Consider the following 17,634-nt stretch of genomic DNA (forward strand, 5'->3'; position numbering starts at 1 on the left):
CGGCTTATGCGCCGCCCGCACGTGCCGTCGCCTCGGCGCCCCGCGGAGCGGAGGATGAGGAGATCACATGGCGGGCCCACGGGTGGGCGGCTGAGTCCATGACCTCTTCGCACCTCATCGAGACCGTTCCCGAGGCGACTCCCCCGCGCCGCTGGTTACGCCGGACCCTCCTCGGCCTCGGGGTGGCCGCCGCGGCGGGGACGGTCGGTTACTGCGCGGCCGCGGGTGCGCTGGCGGGCGAGGTCCTGCCGGGCACCCGTGTCGCTGGCGTCGACATCGGCGGCCTGTCCCCCGCGTCCGCGGAGGCGGCACTGCGGCAGGGAATCGCGAAATCGGCCGAACGGCCGCTGATCGCCCACCTCGGGCCCGCCGGCTCGGACACCGTCGACGGGCGCGAAGTCCTCCCGCCGGGCGAGATCGGACTGTCGGTGGACGTCCCGGGAACCGTGGCGGACGCCGGAGCGGGATGGCCGACCCCGGTCGCGGTGGCCCGCGTGCTGCTCGGCGGGCAGGAGGTCGCCCCGCGCGTGGCCGTCGACGGTGAGCGCCTCACCGCACGCGTCGCCGAACTGGCCGCGGCGATCGACGTCCCGGTGCGGGAGGGCTACGTCGGCTACCGGGGCCTCGAACCCCGCGTCACGCTTCCGAAGGACGGACGCGCGCTCGACCAGGCGGCGGCCGCGCGGTCGCTCCGCGCGGCCTATCTGCACTCGCAGGAGCCGGTCCGGCTGTCTGTCGGCGTCGTCAGCCCCCAGGTCTCCGCCGCGGTGATGCGCCGTGTCGCGCAGACCACCGCGCGTACGGCCGTCGCGGCTCCCTTCACCCTGAGGAACGGTTCACGCGAGGTGGTGCTGAGCCGGCAGGACCTCGCGGCCGACCTGCGCTTCGTCGCGGCCGGCAGGGACGTGATGCGCCCGTCGTTCGACGCGGACGAGGCCGCCGCGGCCTTCAGGTCGGGGCTCATCGGCGACGACCGCGCCCCCAGGGACGCCACCTTCGAGATCGTCGAGGGCAGGCCACGTGTGGTCCCGTCGCATACCGGGCAGGCGATCGACGCCGACGGCCTCGGCCGCATCGTCTCCGGCGTTCTCACGGACGGCGGGAGCCGGACCGTCGACGTGCCGGTCACGAAGGGCGCGCCACGGCTGACCACCGCGCAGGCGCGCAAGCTCGGGGTCGCCGAGCAGGTGAGCTCCTTCACCACCTACTATCCGTGTTGCGCCCCGAGAGTCACCAACATCCACCGCATCGCCGAGATCGTGAACGGTCACCTGGTCAGGCCCGGGGAGACGTTCTCCCTCAACGGGCTGGTGGGCAGGCGCGACCTCGCGCGGGGGTTCGTCGAGGCTCCGATGATCCTCGACGGCAGGTACGTGAACGACGTCGGCGGCGGCGTCTCCCAGTTCACCACCACGATGTTCAACGCCGTCTTCTTCGGCGGCTTCCAGGACGTCCAGCACACGCCGCACTCGTTCTACATCTCCCGGTATCCGGCGGGGCGGGAGTCGACGGTCTCCTTCCCGCAACCCGACTTCCGGTGGCGCAACGACTCTCCGTACGGAGTCTTCATCACGACGTCGTACACGAACACGTCCGTCACGGTGCGGTTCTGGAGCACCAAGCGGTTCGACGTCGAGGCGGAGAGTTCCGCGCGCTACGACGTGAAGGGCTTCCCCACGCTGGCCGACGACGGTCCCGAGTGCATCCCGATGACGGGCGTCGACGGATTCACGATCGACGTGTGGCGGATCTTCAAGAAGGACGACGAGGTGGTCCGCAGGCAGAGGTTCCGGACGACCTACACGCCGGAACCTCAGCTCACCTGCCGTCCGTGACCCGGGACCGGGGCGCTCAGCCCTTCCACTGGGCGCCGCGGGCGTCCCAGTCGGTGTAGGTGTAGGGGTTGTCGAACACCTTCGTCTCGGGGACGTCGGGGTTCATGCCCTTCGCCCACGCCTCCTCGCCCAGCGCGCCGACGAGGTGCTCGACGGTGCTCTCGACGCTTCGCCTCGCGGCGGCGAGGTCGATTCCGACCAGCCGGTGGTCGAGCTTGACGATCCGCCCGTTGACCACGACGGTGTGCACGTCGCCGCGCTGCGCCTGGAAGGCGACGTGCCCGTACGGGTTGAACAGCGGGAACATCACCGGCGAGTGGTCGTTCTTGATGAGGACGACGTCGGCCTTCTTGCCCACCTCCAGGCTGCCGACCGCTCCGTCCAGGCCCAGCGCCCGGCTTCCGCCGCGTGTGGCCCAGTCGACGACGTGTTCGGCGCGGAGATGGGCGTGGGTGATCGTCTCCTGCTTGCCGTGCGCCTCGAAGTGCTCCCTCGACCTGTCCGCGCCGAGCGTGGTGCGCATCGCGGAGAACAGGTCGCCGCTCCACCACACGCTGGTGTCCATCGACAGGGACACGGGGATGTCGTGCCGGCGCAACCGCCAGGTGGGCGGGTAACCCTGGCCCGCGCTCTGCTCGCTCTCCGTGGACACCGAGACCGAGCCGCCGGTGGCGGCGATCCGGTGGTAGGAGTCGGGGCTGAGCGTCGCGGCGTGGACGTAGACGGTCTCCGGCGTCATGAAGCCGTTCTCGTGCATCAGGCGGATGCCGTCGTCGTTGGTCGCGCCCCAGACGCCCGCGTGGGTGGTGACGGGGACGCCGAGCTCACGGGCGACCTCGAAGGCGGCCCGTTCGGGGAACTCCGGGTCGCCGGTGACGTCGAAGGCCATCTGGAACCCGAGCATGTCCCCGCGCCCGTGGATCCGGCGGCCGACGAAGTCACGGAACTCGGGAGTGGTGGACCACGCCCACGGGCCCTGCTGGATGTTGCCGTAGGCGAGGACGAAGCGGCCGGGGACCGCCTCGAGCGCGTCGACCGCGGCGTCCGCGTGGTCGACGGTCTGCAGGCCGTGGGACCAGTCGACGGTGGTGGTCACGCCCGAATCCAGGGCCTCGATCGCCGCCAGCAGGTTGCCCGCGTGGACGTCCTCGGGGCGGAAGACCTTCCCCCATTCGAGGTAGTACCAGACGAAATACTGGGTGAGCGTCCAGTCGGCGCCGTATCCGCGCATCGCCGTCTGCCACATGTGGCGGTGCGTGTCGATCATGCCGGGCATGACGATCCCGCCGGCGGCGTCGATCTCGAGGGTGCCCTCGGGGACCTCCAGGCCGTGCCCGACGGCCGCGATGCGCTCGCCCACCACCAGCACGTCGGCGTCGCGCAGAATGTCGTGCCGGTCGTCCATCGTCAGGACGGTGCCATTCCGGAACACCACCGGCCGTCCCGGTCCGAGGTCACCGCGGCTCGTGTCGTGGGTGGTCGTCGTGCTCATCGTGCCCCACTTCTTCCCTGGGCCTTCATCCGCCGCCGCGGGGGATCGCGGCACACGGGCCTCCACGGACGAATGTCCGTAGAGCGGTCAACGCAATGTGGATGTAACAATGAGGTGAGCTACCGCCCCTGTCAAGGGTGCCGGGGGAGCACAAATCGCGGCCTCACCCTCTCCTCCGATCCGACATACGGACATCACGCCGCACCACGGTTAGAGTCGGATGGCCAGCGAACCGACACGAAAGAAGCCCACATGGCGCGCAAGGACACCGGACCGGACTTCATCGAGGCGCTCGCGCGCGGCCTCGATGTGATCAAGGCGTTCCAGCCGGGGCGGCCCGTCATGTCCCTCACCGAGGTGGCGACCGCCGCGGAGCTGGCCCGCCCGACGGCGCGCCGGATCCTCCTCACTCTCGAGGAGCTCGGTTACGCCAGGAGCGAGCAGGGCGGCTTCGCCCTCACGCCGCGCATCCTGGAGCTCGGGGTCTCCTACGTGCACTCCACCGGGCTGTGGGAGATCGCCCGCCCGCACATGGAACGGCTCGTGACGAGGACGCGGGAGTCGTCGTCCATCGCCCAGCTGGACGGCTCCGACATCGTCTATGTCGCACGCGTGGCCGTGCCGAAGATCGTCACCTTGTCGGTGAGCATCGGGACGCGCTTCCCCGCCCTGCAGACGTCGCTCGGGAAGGTCCTGCTGGCGGGCCTCACCCCCGCCGAGGTCGCCGAGGTGCTCGCGGAACCCAGCCGGTCGGGGATCTCCGCGCGCCGTCAGCCCTCGCCAGACGAGCGGGAGGCCGAGCTCCGGGACGTGCGGGCCAAGGGCTGGGCGCTGACCGACCAGGAACTGGCGCTCGGCATCCGGTCCGTGGCCGTGCCCCTGCGCGACGGGACCGGCCGGGTCGTCGCGGCGCTCAACGTCAACGCCCACGCCGCCGAGACGCCGGTCGAGAAGCTCACCGAGGAGCACCTGCCGCTCCTGCTCAGGACGGCCGGGGCGATCAGCGCCGACTGGGCGCTCTACGAGTCGATCCCGCAGGTGACCGCGTCCTGACGCCGCGCGGGTCCCTGAGCGGTCCCGGCGCGGGCGGCGGGCGGCCCTCGTCCCATCCCCCGAAGTGCCAGGAAACGGGCGCGCCGGCACCTTGACAGGACGGTTGGCGGCGCGCAGACTGCCAGACGGACAGTCGTCCGCTCAACGGACGAGCGGGTCGATCGGCCAACGATCAATCGTTCAGAGGGGAACCCGCTTCTTCATGACCGCCGCCAGCGCCGCGATCCCGCCCGCCGCGTCCGGACCGTTGTCGGGCCTGCTCGTGGCCGACTTCTCGCGCGTCCTCGCGGGGCCGTACGCCACGATGCTCCTGGCCGACCTCGGAGCGGAGGTCGTCAAGGTGGAGAGCCCCGCGGGAGACGACACACGCACGTGGATGCCCCCGGTCCGCGACGACGTGTCCACGTACTACCTGGGCGTGAACCGCAACAAACGATCGATCGCGCTCGACCTGAAGGACTCCGGTGATCTCGCGGCCGCCCAGGAGCTCGCCCGCAGGGCCGACATCATGGTCGAGAACTTCAAGCCCGGCGGCCTGCGCAGGTTCGCGCTGGACTACGAGGCCGTGAGCGGTTCCAACCCCGGCGTCGTCTACGCCTCGATCAGCGGGTTCGGCTCGGGCGGCGGCGCGGCCCTGCCCGGCTACGACCTCATCGTGCAGGCCATGTCCGGGCTCATGAGCCTCACGGGCGACCCGGACGGGTCGCCGTACCGGGCCGGGATCTCCGTCTTCGACGTGATGGCCGGCCTGCACGCGAGCATCGGCATCCTCGCGGCGCTGCACCACCGGGCGGCGACCGGCGAGGGCCAGCACGTCGAGGTCAATCTGCTGAGCACCGCGCTGTCCGGGATGGTCAACCACTCCAGCGCGTACGTCGCCGCCGGTGTCGTGCCGCTGCGCATGGGCAACGCCCACCCCAGCCTGTTCCCGTACGAGCCGCTGCCCGCGGCCGACGGCGAACTCATCATCGCGGCGGGCAACGACGGCCAGTTCCGGAAGCTCTGCGAGGTCCTCGGGGTCCCCGAACTCCCCGACGACCCGCGGTTCGCACGGACCAGGGACCGCACGGCCAACCGGGAGGCTCTGCGCCCGCTCCTGCTGGAGCGGCTCGGCCGCCGGTCGAAGATGGAGTGGTTCCACGAGCTCACCGCGGCCGGCGTGCCCTGCGGCCCGATCAACACGATCGACGAGGGCGTCGCCTTCGCCGAAGGGCTGGGCCTCGATCCGGTCGTGACGCCCGGCGACGGCGACCAGGCCGTCCCCTCGGTGCGCAACCCCATCACCTTCTCCCTGACCGAGCCCTCCTACCGGCTGCCCCCTCCGGCGCTCGACGAGCACGGCGCCGAGATCCGCAAATGGTTGAGCGAGCCGGAGCATGCTCCCTGACGTGCCCCACGACACGTACGGCAGGTGCGGTACGGCGGCAGCGGTGACAACGACGATGACGGCGACAGCGAGGGACAGACATATGGACGGCGCGACGTTTCCCACCTCGATCGGGACCTCCGATCCGACCAGCATCCGGTTGCTCGGGCAGGACCTGGCGGCCGACCTCATGGGGAAGGTCGGTTTCGGTGAGCTCGCGTTCTGGCTGGTGGCCGGGCGCCGCCCCAGCCCGCAGGAGACCCGGGTCTTCGAGACCGTCCTGGTGGCGCTCGCCGACCACGGATTCACCCCGACGGCGATCGCCGCCCGGCTGACCTACCTCAGCGCGCCCGAGTCCGTGCAGGGGGCGCTCGCCGCCGGTCTGCTCGGCGGCGGCTCGCGGTTCCTGGGCGTGACCGAGGACAGCGGGCGGTTCCTCGCCGGCGTCCTCGCCGCGAACGAGGGCCCCGTGCCCACCGACGACGAGGGCTGGGACGCGCTCGCGCTCGCGGCCGTCACCGAGGCGCGCGAGGCGCGCCGCCTGGTTCCCGGGCTCGGCCACCCCGTCCACAAGGTGCAGGACCCCCGGACGCCCGTGCTGCTCGCCATCGCCGACGAGGAGGGCCTGCGGGGACCGCACCTGCGGCTGTTCGAGGCCATCGGCCGGGTCCATCCGCGGGTCCTGGGCAGGACGCTGCCGCTGAACGGCGCCGGAGTGTGTGGGGCCGCACTGGCCGACCTGGGCCTGCCGGTCGACCTGCTGCGCGGATTCGCCCTGCTGGCACGGGCCGCGGGACTCCTCGGCCACCTCGCCGAGGAGCACCGCCGGCCGATCGGCATGGACGTTTACATGACCGTCGACCGGAACGCGACGTACGTGCCGGACGAGGACTGATCGATTTCCCATCCCGCCCCGGGAGGTCTCATGGCAGAACTGGTCGCGGTGATCGCGTCCACGCATCACCCCTTCTACTACCGGGCGAGCACGGCCCCGCCGGAGGAACGCCCGCCGTTCGCCGACGCCTGGGTCGCCAAGATCGCGGCCTTCCGCGAGACGCTGACCCGGGCGAACCCCGACGTGCTGGTGATGGTCGGCTCCGACCACTTCCACCAGTTGTGGCTGGACAACATGCCGCAGTTCCTCGTCGGGAAGGCGCCGTTCTACGACGCCAACTTCTACAACGAGGAGCGCGAGTTCGGCCTGCCGCGCATGTTGCTGCGGGGCCAGGAGGACCTGTCCGCCCACGTGCTCCGCGAGGGACTCGACGCCGGCTTCGACCTCGCCTTTAGCAACGAACTGCGCATCGACCACAGCGTGACGTGCCCGATCATCACGCTCAGGCCCAAGGCCGACCTGCCCATCGTGCCGATCTACACGAACATCTTCGCGCCGCCGCTTCCCCGGCCCAAACGCTTCGTCGACCTCGGCAGGACGATCCGGCAACTCGTCGAGTCGTGGCCCAGCGACAAGAGGGTCGCCGTCATCGGCACCGGCCACCTGTCCCTGGAGCTCGGCGGGCCGCGCCAGTTCGGCCCGCACGGGCCGGATCCGGAGTTCGACCGGAAGGCCGTCGAATGGATCGCCTCCGGCGACATCGAGGGCTGTCTGTCGGAGGTCACGCTCGACAGCCTCTGGGAGCCGGGCAACGCCACACACGGCTTCATGGACTTCATGCTCATGATGGGCGTCGCCGGAGAGGGCGCGAAGGCCGACTACGTGGACACGCTCGACCTGTTCCACACCATGGAGGCGTACTTCACCTGGTATCCCAATGGGGTGACGGCATGAGCAAGTACCTGATCGACAAGTTCCTGTTCACCGTCGACCGCGATCCCGACCTCGTCGAGCGCTACCGGGAGGACCCCCGCGGCACCGTCGACTGGTGGGAGACGGAGCGGGCCAACTCGATCCTCGGCTGCCACTCCGGCGAGGCGAGCACCTGGCTGCGGTTCGAGGACACCGAGCGCGAGGCCCTGGCGAGCCACGACTACGTGCGGCTGTTCGAGCTGGGCGCCCACCCGTTCCTCACACTCACGCTGTTCATCGCCATGTTCGAGCGTGACTACGACGAGCCGCTCGCCTTCCAGAAGGAGTACGGCATGCGGCTCCAGCACTTCAGCCTGCCGTACCCCGACATCGCGACGTGAGCGACGCCAGAGACATGGACGACGTGGGCGGCATGGACGACGTGATGCGCGCGGCGGTCATCCGGGCGTGCGGGGACGCGCCGGCAGCGGGAGAGCGCGACCGGCCTCGGCGGGAGAAGGGCCGGGCCGTCGTGAGCGTGCTGGCGGCGCCGATCACGCCGCTCGACCTCCTGTGCGCCTCGGGCACGTCGTACTTCGGCGTCCCGGAGTTGCCGTACGTGCCGGGCGTGCAGGGCGTCGGGTTCGTCACGGAGGACACCGAATGGGGACCCGCGGGGACTCGCGTCTGGTTCCCCACCCCGGCCGGGATGCGGCCCGGTGACGGCAGCCTGGCGCAGTACTGCTCCGTCCCCGAGGACGACCTCGTGCCGCTCCCCGACGGCGTCGGGGAGGCCCAGGCCGCGGCGCTCGGTCTGTCCGCGGTCGCGGCCTGGATGGCGCTGACCTGGAGGGCCGCCCTCCAGCCGGGCGAGCAGGTGCTCGTCCTCGGAGCGGGCGGCGTCGTCGGGCAGGTGGCGGTGCAGGCCGCGCGTCTGCTCGGCGCGCGCCGGGTGGTCGCCGCCTGCCGGTCCGACGCGGCGCAGGAGACGGCCCGCGCCGCCGGAGCGGACGCCGTCGTCCCCATCAAGGCCGGCGACGACGCCGCGACCCTGGCGGAACGGATGGCGGCGGCCTGCGACGGAGGGGTGGACGTCGTCATCGACCCGCTGTTCGGAGTGCCCGCCGAGGCGGCTGTGCGAGTGCTCGCGCAGGGCGGCCGTATGGTCAACCTCGGCGGGTCCGCCGGGGAGACCGCGACCTTCGGCTCCTCGGCGCTGCGCAGCCGCTCGGCCTCGGTGCTCGGGTACACGAACAACGACCTCACCAAGGACCAGCGGCGGACCGCCTTCTCGCAGGTCATGGAGCACGCCGTCGCCGGTCGGCTGAAGGTCGCGTTCGACACGGCCCCGCTCGACCGCGTCTGGACGGCCTGGTCGAGTCAGGCCGCCGCCACCGCACCCCGCCGGATCGTCGTCCTCCCCTGGTCGACCTCTCTGTGATCGTTCCGACGGCACGCACATCGATGTGTCATGCGCACATCAATGTGCCTTTTGCGCCACCTGTGATCATGGGGCATCATGAGCATGCGTACAAACAGTAACTAATAGCGCCGACCTGCGCTTATTTGGTTGCCGCCGCCTGCGCTTCGCACCCGCCGGCCGCCTCGCGCGGCGGGCCTCCCCCACGGAGATTCCATGAACGTCGTCCTGTGGGTGCTGCAGAGCATCCTCGCCCTTCTGTATCTGTTCGCGGGCATCAAGAAGACCTTCCAGTCCCGGGCCGCACTCTCCCCGCAGATGGGCTGGGTGGACGACCTTTCCGACGGCCAGGTCAAGCTCATCGGCATCGCCGAGTTGCTGGGCGCGATCGGCCTGATCCTGCCGGCGGCCCTCGACATCGCGCCGATCCTCACACCGCTCGCGGCGACCGGCCTGGTGATCGTCCAGATCGGGGCCATCCCGGTTCACCTGCGCCGCGGCGAGACGAAGCTCGTGCCGTTCAACGTGGTCCTGCTCGTCCTCGCCGCGATCATCGCCTGGGGACGCTTCGGACCCTGGGCCTTCTGAGACCCGGTTCCGGGAACGAGACAAGACGCGCGGCCGTCCCCGCGTGCCGGCCGAATCAGGTCGGCCGGCACGCGGGGACGGCCGCGTTAGTCATATCTAGGGATTCTCAGCTTGATGTACGCAATAGGATGATATTTGAGTATTAGGAGACGGGCCGAATTCACCATTCTCTGCCCTCACGGACCTGGAGATGCGATGGCGGACCGGAAACAGTCGCCGAACCCATGCGACCGCATCTCGAGCGAGGGTCCGATGGTGCGCGAGGTCCTCGACCGGGTGGGCGACAAGTGGAGCCTGCTCATCATCGGCACGCTCCAGCGGGGGCCGCGGCGGTTCGGCGAACTCCACCAGGCCGTCGAGGGGATCTCCCAGCGCATGCTGACCCTCAACCTGCGCCATCTGGAGCGCGACGGACTGGTGACCCGATCGGCCTATGCCGAGGTTCCCCCGAGGGTGGAGTACGAGCTCACCCGGCTGGGCGAGACCCTGCTCGAACCCGTTCTCGCCCTCGCCGCCTGGGTCAGCGAGAACCACTCCGCGATCGAGGCGAACCGCAAGGCGTTCGACGCCCGCTGACCCCACGGGAAGCCCTCGGGCCCCGATCCCGCCCGCCCTCGGCCTCGCCGGGAAACCGAAACGAAAAAGGTCCTCGACATCGGCACATGATGTTCGCTTGCGTTCAGCAATTGTCCGATTGAATTCGCGCGCGACTCAGAGCATTGTGCAGATGACCATGTCTTCGCACATAATTGCCGTTAAATGAGCATTTCTCGGCAACGATGCCGCGGTCACGCCTGCGCCGTCACGCTTCCTGATGGGAAGGCCACGGCCGCGTTCCCGGTCGGCCCTCTCGGTCGGGCACGCCGGTTCAGCTCTGGGCCGGCAGGTGCGCAGCCAGACCGTCCAGTATCCGCTCCAGCCCCGCCTCGAAGCCCCGGTCCTGACGGTCGGCCGCGTGCGGGGTCTCCGCCTCGATGATCACTCTGGTGAACCGCGGGTAGAGGCCGCTGTTCACGATCGTCGGGCCGTACTCGCCCTGCTGCTCCAGCCACTGCTCATGGGTCAGCCCGGACCGTCGCGCCGCCTCCTGGTCGCCCAGTTCCCCGAGCACGTGGCCGAGCACGAACGCCGAGAGCGTGCCGAGGTTGGCCAGCATCTCGTCGGTGTCCAGGTCCATGCCGTCGAACACCGACAGCGTCAGCTCCATCCAATGGAGGCTGTTCGGGCCGTGGTTGGCGCGGCCCGAGGACAGCGCCGGCAGCCACGGGTGCCGCAGCCCCGTCTGCCGCAGCAAGCGCGCGATGGTGCGGAGGTCGGCCCGCCAGTCGCCCGACAGCGTCGTGCCGCGCAGCTCTCCCATCACCTCGTCGCCCATCAGCTCCAGCACGTCGTCCTTCTTCGACACGTACCGGTACAGCGACGTCGTCCCGGTGCCGAGCTCGGCGGCGATCCGGCGCATGGACACGGCGTCGAGCCCCTCCGCGTCGGCGATCCTGATCCCGGCGGCCGCCACGTCCCGCCTGCTGTGGGTGGGTTTCGGACCACGCGTCCCGTGTTCGGGGCGCATCCAGATCACCGGGTGGTCATTCGCGGGCACTCCCACCTCCTCGCCTATTGCGAACACTGTACTCAGTTGGCTAGCGTGACAATACCGAGAACAGTGTGCCCGGGTTTTGAGGTGGAGAAATGGACTACGACGTGGTGGTGGCGGGCGCGGGTCCGGTGGGCCTGCTGCTGGCCTGCGAACTCCGGTTGGGCGGCGCTCGTGTGCTGGTCCTCGAACGCGAGGCGGACACGCCGCCGTCCCGGTTCGGGTCCATGGGTGCCCGTGCTGTCAACACGCCATCGGTGCACACGCTGCACCTGCGTGGTCTGCTGCCCGCCGTCGAGAAGGCCGCCATCATGTGGATCGGCGCGACCTCCGAGGCCCCCGCCGAGTTCGCGGCCGGCGAATCGGGCGAACGTCCGGAGATCTTCGCCGGGCACTTCGCCGGAATCGGCATCCGCGTCGACCGGCTCAAGCCACCCGGCCCCGGCGAGGAATTCCTCGGCGCGGGCGTGATCAGTCAGGCCGACCTGGAGGCGATCCTCAGCGAGCGGGCCTCGGCACTGGGCGCGCAGATGCGTCGGGGAGTCGCGCTGACCGGGTTCGACACCGACGCCGAGGGCGTGACCGTCCACACCGGAAACGGCGATGTCCGGGCGGCGTGGCTGGTGGGCGCCGACGGCGGGCGCAGCACCGTGCGCGCACTCGCCGGGTTCGACTTCCCTGGCGTGGACCCGGTGTTCACCGGCCGCCAGGCCGTCGTGGACCTCGATGCCCCGGAGAAGCTCATCGCAGGCGGCTGGCAGCAGGGCGAGAACGGCTCCTACACGCTGGGCGGCTGGGCCGACGGCGACGGCCCGCCCCGCGTGCACACCGTCGAGTACGACGCCGCGCCCGCCGACCGCAAGGCCCCCGTCACGGCAGAGGAGATGCAGGCCAGTCTGCGCCGGGTCAGCGGCACCGACGTGCGGGTCACCCACGTGTACGTCGCCACCCGCTACGCCGACACGACCCGGCAGGCCGCCACCTACCGGCGGGACCGGGTGCTGCTGTGCGGGGACGCGGCGCATGTGCACTCACCAGCGGGCGGGCAGGGCATGAACCTGGGCATCGGCGACGCGGTCAACCTCGGGTGGAAGCTCGCGCTCGTCGCGCGCGGCGCGGCGCCGGACTCGCTCCTCGACACATACACGGCCGAGCGTCACCCGATCGGCGCGTGGGTGCAGAGGTGGAGCATGGCGCAGACCGCGCTGAGCGCGGCACAGGGGCCGCGCGCGGACGCGCTGCGCGACGTGATGGCCGACCTGCTCGACACGCCCGACGGGGCCACACACGTGGTGTCGATGATCAGCGGGGACTGGCAGCTCTACGACCTGCCCGGCGATCACCCGCTGATCGGCCGCCGGGTGCCCGACCTGCCGCTCGACGACGGCACCACCCTGGCCGGACGCTTCCGTGACGGCCGCGCGGTGCTGCTCGACGTGGACACGGGCGCCGCCGCGGTGGCCGAGGCGTGGGGCGACCGGGTCACGGTCGTGACCGCGCGGCCGACCGCGTTCCCCGATCAGCCGATGGCCGCGCTGGTCCGTCCGGACGGCCACATCGTGTGGGTCGCGTTCGGCGAAACCGACACAGACGGCCTCCGCACGGCGTTGACCACCTGGCTCGGCACGCCCGCCTGACCACGCCACCGGCATGCCGCGGGGCCCGGCGACGGATGCGCCGGGCCCCGCGGGTGTCGCGGACTACGCCCGGGGGGCGATGAGTCCGGCGTGGTAGGCCTTCACGAGGCGCCGGGGCACGAGCATCCGCTGCCCGTCGACCACGATGGGCACCAGGTCGAGGGCCTTCGCCTTCCACTGGGAGCGACGGCTGCGGGTGTTGCTGCGGGAGGTCTTCCGCTTGGGGACGGCCATGTCTCTCCTACCAGCTCGACTTGGTGACACCGGGGAGCTCTCCCCGGTGGGCCATCTCACGGAAGCGGATCCGCGACAGCCCGAACGTGCGCAGGTAGCCCCGAGGCCGGCCGTCGACCGAGTCCCGGTTCCGCACGCGCGTGGCGCTGGCGTCACGCGGCTGCCTGCTCAGCTCCCGTACGGCTCTCGCACGCTCCTCGGCGGAACCCGTCCTGACGACCTCCTTGAGCTCGGCACGGCGGCCGGCGTAGCGGGCGGCGACCGCCTTCCTGCGCTCGTTGGCCGCGATCTTGCTCTTCTTGGCCATCAGATCTTCTCTCCCCTGGCCCGGATCCGCGCGACGGCCCGCTCGATGCCGATCTTGTCGATGGTCTTGATCGCCTTGGCGGTCAGCGTGAGCCGTACGAACCGGCCCTCGCTCGGCAGCCAGTAGCGCTTGCGCTGGACATTGGGCTCCCATCGGCGCCGGGTGCGCCGGTGGGAGTGGGAGACGTTGTTACCGAAGACCGGTGCGGCCCCGGTGAGCTGGCAGCGAGCCGACATCACCGGCTCCCGTAGCGCTGCCGGAAACGCTCGACGCGGCCCTGGGTGTCGAGCACGCGCCCGCGACCGGTGTAGAACGGGTGGCTCGCGGAGGACACGTCGACGTCGACCACGGGGTAGACGTTGCCGTCCTCCCATTCGACGGTCTTGTCACTGGTGACGGTCGACCTCGTCAGGAAGGCGAAGTCCGCGCTCGGGTCGCGGAAGACGACCGGACGGTACTCGGGGTGGATGCCCTTCCTCATGGTTATCGGTCCTCTCTGAACAGCACGTGCTGCCGGGCGATGGGGTCGTACTTGCGCAGGGTCATCCGGTCGGGATCGTTGCGCCGGTTCTTGCGGGTCACGTAGGTGTAGCCGGTTCCCGCGGTCGAACGCAGCTTGATCACGGGACGCACCTCGTTTCTGGCCACTCCAGCTCCTTTCGAGTCGTAGAATGAAAATGATAACCGTTTTATTCCTGAAGGGAGACCTCGTGTCCGTCCCTGTTGTCCTCGTCGCGGGGCTGCACGACTCGGCCAGGACCGCCGCCGTCGATCGGCTGCTCCGCGCCCACCCCGGCTCCGTCGCGGTCCATCACGACCTCCGCGACGTGACTCGCGGCCGGGTGGAGCGGGTCGTCCGCGACGCCTCCCGGATACGTGACAGGACCGACGTCCGGCTGGCCCACGGCTGCGTCACCTGCACGGTCCGCGAGGATCTCGTCCCCGAGCTCGTACGGCAGGCCGCCTCGGCCTCGCTGCTGATCGCTGACCTGTGGGACTCGGTCGAGCCCCGATCGGTCGCCGAAGCGCTCGACTGCGAGGAGGCGCGCGACCTTCTCCGGGTCACCGCCGTGCTGACCGCGCTGGACTCCGTGCACATGCCCGTCGACATCGCCCGGGCCGATCGTCTCTCCGAGGTCGGCCGGCAGGCCGCGCAGGGCGACCAGCGCTACCTGGCCGAGGTGCTCGCGCGGCAGATCGAGTACGCCACGGGCCTGATGGTCCACCGCGGCGACGGTGACGAGGGGGACGTGGAGCTGACGCGCGCGGTGCTGGGCCACCTCACCCCGCTGACCCCGGTCACTCTGGTGGACGGACCGCTTCCCGAGGTGACGGGCGCGGCCGTGCGGGCCGAGGAACTGGCGGCGCGCGTCGACCCGGCGACCGCGCAACTGCCGTGCGAGGCGGTGACGGACGAGATCACCACGGTCGTCTGGCACCGCCTGCGCCCGCTCCACCCGGACCGCCTGTTCGAGGCCGTCGACGAACTGGTGACGGAATCGGTCCGCAGCCGCGGCCGCTTCTGGCTGGCCACACGGCCGGAGCGGTTGCTGGCCTGGGACGCGGTGGCCGGCGTGGTCTCCGTCGAGGACGCGGGCCCGTGGCTGGCGGCGCTGCCCGACGCGGCGTGGGAGCTGATCTCACCCGCGCGCCGGACGGCCGCCGCCCTCGACTGGGCGCCGACGGTGGGCGACCGCGTCCAGCACCTGGTCTTCACCGGTCCCGAGCTCGACCGCGAGCGCATCCACACGCTGCTCGACTCCTGCCTGCTCACCCCCGAGGAGTCCCTCGCCGGGCCCGATGTCTGGGCCGCCTACGACGACCCGTTCGCCGCCGTCCTCGATCTGGAGGAGATCGCATGAAGCCCCGTCGCGTCCCGCGGAAGAAGTCCAACCCCCTGCTCGGCGTCGGCTACATCGACTACAAGGACACCGACCTGTTGCGGAAGTTCATCTCCGACCGCGGGAAGATCCGCAGCCGCCGGGTCACGGGGGTGACCGTCCAACAGCAGCGGCAGGTCGCGCGGGCCATCAAGAACGCTCGCGAGATGGCTCTGCTCCCCTACTCCTCCCGCGCCCGCTGAGCCCTCGGCGTTCCGCCGCCGAGGCCTTTACATCGTAGATTCATAAGCGGATCCCGCCGGGACGATGTTCCGGCGGGATCCACGTGTGGCGTCGCCACGGCCGCGAGGCGTCTCAGTACGGGTAGTGGACGGGCACGTCCGTGCTGGTGAGCCGGCGACGCTGAGCGAACCCCCACACCGCTCTTGCGCCCCTGGACCGATGAGGGACAGGGGTTCTGCTACAGGCGGGCTCTCTCCACGGTTGCCTGGAGGACGGCCCGAAGTTCCAGATCGTCGTGAATGGCTGCCCAGCCGCCGTCCCAGCTGTGGCGGCGGTCGTCAGCGAGGACCGCTTCCATCGTCGAGAGGTACCTACCGGGGAGATCCTCGTGCCCGGCCAGGTAACGGACGCAGGCCCGGACGACGGGCATCGCCTTGCCCTCGAGCAGATCCGCTACAGGACGTATGAGGACGTGGCCGCCTTCGGCGATGTCACCGGTGATCCTGATGAGGGCATGGGCCGCCTCCACGGCGGTCCATGGTTCGAGGGCCCCGGCGAGCAAGCGGAGAGTCGACACGTGCCCGGACGCGTGCGCGCCGAGGTCGGCCAGGCGGCGGGTGGCCAGGTGCCATTCGCCGAGCCGGGGGCCGAGGGCCCGCAGGGCGGGTTCGGGATCGCCAGTCACCCGCCAGTAGGCCCACGGGACGGCGACGGCCGCTCCACTACGGAACGCCGAATTGTCGAGGCCCGCTTCGGGGTCGCCCAGCAGGTCCCGCAGGGCCGGTCCGGCGGACGCTGCGTCCGGGCCGATCGCACCGAGCGCTTCAGCCGCCCAATGCCGCAGTCGCCCGTCGAGCAGCCCGGTGATGTGGGAGACCGCCGGGGCCGCGGAGGGACCCCAGGCTTCGAGGGTCTGCAGGAGTGCCCTTCCCAACTGCGTCTCCACATCTGGGTGGAGCCGCCGGAGGATCACAGGGAGCAGCGTCTGCGCCCAGCCGGAGCAGGGAGCGAGGATCTCCTGGAGCGACGGGGTCCACATCGGGTACCCGAGGGTCTTCCCGGTGCGCATGGACGACAGAGGCAACCCCGGCCGCTCCCGGCCGATCCGTTCCGCCAGTTCTGGCACGCAGCGTTCATCGCCCGACCAGGCCAGGCCCCAGACGGCCACGTCAGCGACCACCGGAAGTCTGGAGACGTTCGCCTGGTCGTCCAGGCGCCCGGCGAACAGGTCCGCGTCCTGCCCTCCGGGCTGGGCGTGCGCGGCGAGAAGATGCAGTGCTCCGGTGCGTGTCTCCGCGTCGGGATCGACGGCGCCTTCCCGCAGAGCCGGGAGGAGACGGCGAGGACGACGCGAGACCGAGAGCAGACTGGCCGCGGCATGGACGGCACCGCGACGGCGGCCGGGATCGGGATGCGCGATCAGCGCGAGGCAGACCTCCTCCCTGGCGTCCAGGTCATCGCCCAGCCGATCGATCGCCCACCGGACCGATAATGCGGGAGTCCCTGAGAAGCGTTCGCTGCCGGACCAGGCCGACAGGTCCCCGGATAGAGCCGTCACGACCGGTTCGACTTCGATGGGGCGGCCCGGCAGAGCCTCTTTGAGGGCCGAAGCGGCGGCGAATCTCAGCTGCTCGTCCGGATCGTGAGTGAGCTCGCGGAGCCAGAGCAGGGTTTCGGGGAGGGTTGCTGCCGTCAGAGAGCGGGCGAGCGAGCCCACCACGAGCACCTGATCCAGCCGGGTGACTCCGTCCTGCGCGGACCATCGGCGACGGATGGCTGCAACGACCTCGTCGGCCCAGGCGACGGCCTCCTCCAGCACCGAGGTCGCAGCCCGGCGCACCTTGGGGTCGCCGTCGTCCAGGAGAACGAGCAGCCGGGGCACGGCCTCCGCCCACGCCTCCGCCCAGCCGTCGGCGATCCAGCGCGCGGCGACCTCGCGCGCCGTCAACGCGAGACTCCCCACGATCTCCAGAACCTCGCCGCGGCAGGGAACCCGGGCCGACTCCGCGGCTTCCAAGAGGAACGGCATAGCGGCCACCGCTGCTGAGCACACGAACCCGCCCTGGTGGTAGAGCTCGTTCAGCAGTTCGTCCGCGGCCTGGAACGCCTCGTCCTCGTCCAGCAGGGCACGGAACAGGGACGGCATGTCAGCCTTACCCCAGTAGGCGTAGACAAGGTCATGCCAGGGCACGTGATCGAGACCGTCGAACATGCGGGAAAGGCTATCCAGCACCACGAGTTCCGTCGCGCCGACGGAGTCCGGATGGCACCCAGGCTCCGCCGTACGAGCCCGGCCTGGAC

20 protein-coding genes are annotated in these 17,634 nt (G+C 70.7%); 12 read left to right on the plus strand and 8 right to left on the minus strand.

All coding sequences use genetic code 11. From position 1 onward, the window contains the following. Positions 1–98: 98 nt before the first annotated feature. Entirely contained in the window at positions 99–1,835 is a 1,737-nt protein-coding gene (locus Pmi06nite_RS07165; RefSeq protein WP_203952075.1) for a VanW family protein, read from the plus strand. 16 nt (positions 1,836–1,851) lie between these two features. Here the strand turns inward: Pmi06nite_RS07165 and Pmi06nite_RS07170 are convergent, their stop codons facing one another. Then, entirely contained in the window at positions 1,852–3,327 is a 1,476-nt protein-coding gene (locus Pmi06nite_RS07170; protein ID WP_203952076.1) for an amidohydrolase family protein, read from the minus strand. Between the two features lie 252 nt (positions 3,328–3,579). Here Pmi06nite_RS07170 and Pmi06nite_RS07175 point away from each other — a divergent pair, with 252 nt between their 5' ends. From Pmi06nite_RS07175 to Pmi06nite_RS07210, 8 genes are all read left to right on the plus strand, one after another. Next, complete coding sequence (locus Pmi06nite_RS07175; RefSeq protein ID WP_203952077.1) at positions 3,580–4,380, plus strand: IclR family transcriptional regulator domain-containing protein; 801 nt, start codon at positions 3,580–3,582, stop codon at positions 4,378–4,380. A gap of 202 nt (positions 4,381–4,582) precedes the next feature. Further along, positions 4,583–5,767, plus strand: coding sequence for a CaiB/BaiF CoA transferase family protein (locus Pmi06nite_RS07180; RefSeq protein WP_203952078.1), 1,185 nt, complete (start codon positions 4,583–4,585; stop codon positions 5,765–5,767). 82 nt (positions 5,768–5,849) lie between these two features. Then, a complete protein-coding gene (locus tag Pmi06nite_RS07185; protein WP_203952079.1) occupies positions 5,850–6,641 on the plus strand; it encodes a citryl-CoA lyase in 792 nt (263 codons plus the stop codon). A gap of 30 nt (positions 6,642–6,671) precedes the next feature. Further along, positions 6,672–7,535, plus strand: coding sequence for a DODA-type extradiol aromatic ring-opening family dioxygenase (locus Pmi06nite_RS07190; protein WP_203952080.1), 864 nt, complete (start codon positions 6,672–6,674; stop codon positions 7,533–7,535). Further along, entirely contained in the window at positions 7,532–7,894 is a 363-nt protein-coding gene (locus Pmi06nite_RS07195) for a hypothetical protein (RefSeq protein WP_203952081.1), read from the plus strand. Before Pmi06nite_RS07190 ends, Pmi06nite_RS07195 begins: the two co-directional genes overlap by 4 nt. Beyond that, a complete protein-coding gene (locus tag Pmi06nite_RS07200) occupies positions 7,891–8,934 on the plus strand; it encodes a quinone oxidoreductase family protein (protein ID WP_239113739.1) in 1,044 nt (347 codons plus the stop codon). The genes Pmi06nite_RS07195 and Pmi06nite_RS07200 overlap by 4 nt, the downstream gene beginning before the upstream one ends. A 195-nt stretch (positions 8,935–9,129) precedes the next feature. After that, entirely contained in the window at positions 9,130–9,501 is a 372-nt protein-coding gene (locus Pmi06nite_RS07205) for a DoxX family protein (protein ID WP_203952082.1), read from the plus strand. Between the two features lie 195 nt (positions 9,502–9,696). Next, positions 9,697–10,077 carry a winged helix-turn-helix transcriptional regulator gene (locus Pmi06nite_RS07210; RefSeq protein WP_239113740.1) on the plus strand — a complete coding sequence of 127 codons (381 nt, stop codon included), beginning with the start codon at positions 9,697–9,699 and terminating at the stop codon, positions 10,075–10,077. Between the two features lie 292 nt (positions 10,078–10,369). On the opposite strand, the gene Pmi06nite_RS07215 is transcribed toward Pmi06nite_RS07210, so the two are convergent. Then, positions 10,370–11,098 (minus strand): TetR/AcrR family transcriptional regulator, encoded by a 729-nt coding sequence (locus Pmi06nite_RS07215; RefSeq protein WP_203952083.1) that lies wholly within the window; start codon positions 11,096–11,098, stop codon positions 10,370–10,372. A gap of 89 nt (positions 11,099–11,187) precedes the next feature. On the opposite strand from Pmi06nite_RS07215, the gene Pmi06nite_RS07220 reads away from it, so the two are divergent. After that, complete coding sequence (locus Pmi06nite_RS07220) at positions 11,188–12,729, plus strand: FAD-dependent monooxygenase (protein WP_203952084.1); 1,542 nt, start codon at positions 11,188–11,190, stop codon at positions 12,727–12,729. 63 nt (positions 12,730–12,792) lie between these two features. Here the strand turns inward: Pmi06nite_RS07220 and rpmF are convergent, their stop codons facing one another. From rpmF to rpmG, 5 genes are read right to left on the minus strand one after another with little or no spacing between them, the layout of a single operon-like run. After that, positions 12,793–12,963, minus strand: a complete 171-nt coding sequence (gene rpmF, locus Pmi06nite_RS07225; protein WP_203952085.1) for a 50S ribosomal protein L32 — start codon at positions 12,961–12,963, stop codon at positions 12,793–12,795. 7 nt (positions 12,964–12,970) lie between these two features. Next, positions 12,971–13,270 carry a 30S ribosomal protein S14 gene (gene rpsN / locus Pmi06nite_RS07230; RefSeq protein WP_203952086.1) on the minus strand — a complete coding sequence of 100 codons (300 nt, stop codon included), beginning with the start codon at positions 13,268–13,270 and terminating at the stop codon, positions 12,971–12,973. After that, positions 13,270–13,506: a 50S ribosomal protein L28 gene (gene rpmB, locus Pmi06nite_RS07235; protein WP_203952087.1), complete on the minus strand. Its 237-nt coding sequence runs from the start codon at positions 13,504–13,506 to the stop codon at positions 13,270–13,272. Before rpmB ends, rpsN begins: the two co-directional genes overlap by 1 nt. Next, positions 13,506–13,751 carry a type B 50S ribosomal protein L31 gene (locus Pmi06nite_RS07240; protein ID WP_203952088.1) on the minus strand — a complete coding sequence of 82 codons (246 nt, stop codon included), beginning with the start codon at positions 13,749–13,751 and terminating at the stop codon, positions 13,506–13,508. The genes rpmB and Pmi06nite_RS07240 overlap by 1 nt, the downstream gene beginning before the upstream one ends. Positions 13,752–13,753: 2 nt before the next feature. Then, a complete protein-coding gene (rpmG, locus tag Pmi06nite_RS07245) occupies positions 13,754–13,918 on the minus strand; it encodes a 50S ribosomal protein L33 (RefSeq protein WP_203952089.1) in 165 nt (54 codons plus the stop codon). A 62-nt stretch (positions 13,919–13,980) separates the two neighbouring features. On the opposite strand from rpmG, the gene Pmi06nite_RS07250 reads away from it, so the two are divergent. Continuing rightward, entirely contained in the window at positions 13,981–15,132 is a 1,152-nt protein-coding gene (locus Pmi06nite_RS07250; RefSeq protein WP_203952090.1) for a CobW family GTP-binding protein, read from the plus strand. After that, entirely contained in the window at positions 15,129–15,353 is a 225-nt protein-coding gene (gene rpsR, locus Pmi06nite_RS07255; RefSeq protein ID WP_203952091.1) for a 30S ribosomal protein S18, read from the plus strand. Before Pmi06nite_RS07250 ends, rpsR begins: the two co-directional genes overlap by 4 nt. Positions 15,354–15,571: 218 nt before the next feature. Here the strand turns inward: rpsR and Pmi06nite_RS07260 are convergent, their stop codons facing one another. Further along, a complete protein-coding gene (locus Pmi06nite_RS07260) occupies positions 15,572–17,545 on the minus strand; it encodes a hypothetical protein (RefSeq protein WP_203952092.1) in 1,974 nt (657 codons plus the stop codon). Between the last annotated feature and the right edge of the window lie 89 nt (positions 17,546–17,634).

This window comes from Planotetraspora mira (genome assembly GCF_016863275.1).
Lineage (GTDB): Bacteria > Actinomycetota > Actinomycetes > Streptosporangiales > Streptosporangiaceae > Planotetraspora > Planotetraspora mira.

Excerpts from the sequence above, each read along its gene's own strand:
- Pmi06nite_RS07220 (WP_203952084.1), top strand. The coding sequence starts at position 11,188 with ATGGACTACGACGTGGTGGTGGCGGGCGCGGGTCCGGTGGGCCTGCTG.
- rpmB (WP_203952087.1), bottom strand. The coding sequence starts at position 13,506 with ATGTCGGCTCGCTGCCAGCTCACCGGGGCCGCACCGGTCTTCGGTAAC.
- Pmi06nite_RS07190 (WP_203952080.1), top strand. The coding sequence starts at position 6,672 with ATGGCAGAACTGGTCGCGGTGATCGCGTCCACGCATCACCCCTTCTAC.
- Pmi06nite_RS07170 (WP_203952076.1), bottom strand. The coding sequence starts at position 3,327 with ATGAGCACGACGACCACCCACGACACGAGCCGCGGTGACCTCGGACCG.
- Pmi06nite_RS07205 (WP_203952082.1), top strand. The coding sequence starts at position 9,130 with ATGAACGTCGTCCTGTGGGTGCTGCAGAGCATCCTCGCCCTTCTGTAT.
- Pmi06nite_RS07165 (WP_203952075.1), top strand. The coding sequence starts at position 99 with ATGACCTCTTCGCACCTCATCGAGACCGTTCCCGAGGCGACTCCCCCG.
- rpmF (WP_203952085.1), bottom strand. The coding sequence starts at position 12,963 with ATGGCCGTCCCCAAGCGGAAGACCTCCCGCAGCAACACCCGCAGCCGT.
- rpsR (WP_203952091.1), top strand. The coding sequence starts at position 15,129 with ATGAAGCCCCGTCGCGTCCCGCGGAAGAAGTCCAACCCCCTGCTCGGC.
- Pmi06nite_RS07180 (WP_203952078.1), top strand. The coding sequence starts at position 4,583 with ATGACCGCCGCCAGCGCCGCGATCCCGCCCGCCGCGTCCGGACCGTTG.
- Pmi06nite_RS07175 (WP_203952077.1), top strand. The coding sequence starts at position 3,580 with ATGGCGCGCAAGGACACCGGACCGGACTTCATCGAGGCGCTCGCGCGC.
- Pmi06nite_RS07240 (WP_203952088.1), bottom strand. The coding sequence starts at position 13,751 with ATGAGGAAGGGCATCCACCCCGAGTACCGTCCGGTCGTCTTCCGCGAC.
- Pmi06nite_RS07185 (WP_203952079.1), top strand. The coding sequence starts at position 5,850 with ATGGACGGCGCGACGTTTCCCACCTCGATCGGGACCTCCGATCCGACC.
- Pmi06nite_RS07195 (WP_203952081.1), top strand. The coding sequence starts at position 7,532 with ATGAGCAAGTACCTGATCGACAAGTTCCTGTTCACCGTCGACCGCGAT.
- rpsN (WP_203952086.1), bottom strand. The coding sequence starts at position 13,270 with ATGGCCAAGAAGAGCAAGATCGCGGCCAACGAGCGCAGGAAGGCGGTC.
- Pmi06nite_RS07260 (WP_203952092.1), bottom strand. The coding sequence starts at position 17,545 with ATGTTCGACGGTCTCGATCACGTGCCCTGGCATGACCTTGTCTACGCC.
- Pmi06nite_RS07210 (WP_239113740.1), top strand. The coding sequence starts at position 9,697 with ATGGCGGACCGGAAACAGTCGCCGAACCCATGCGACCGCATCTCGAGC.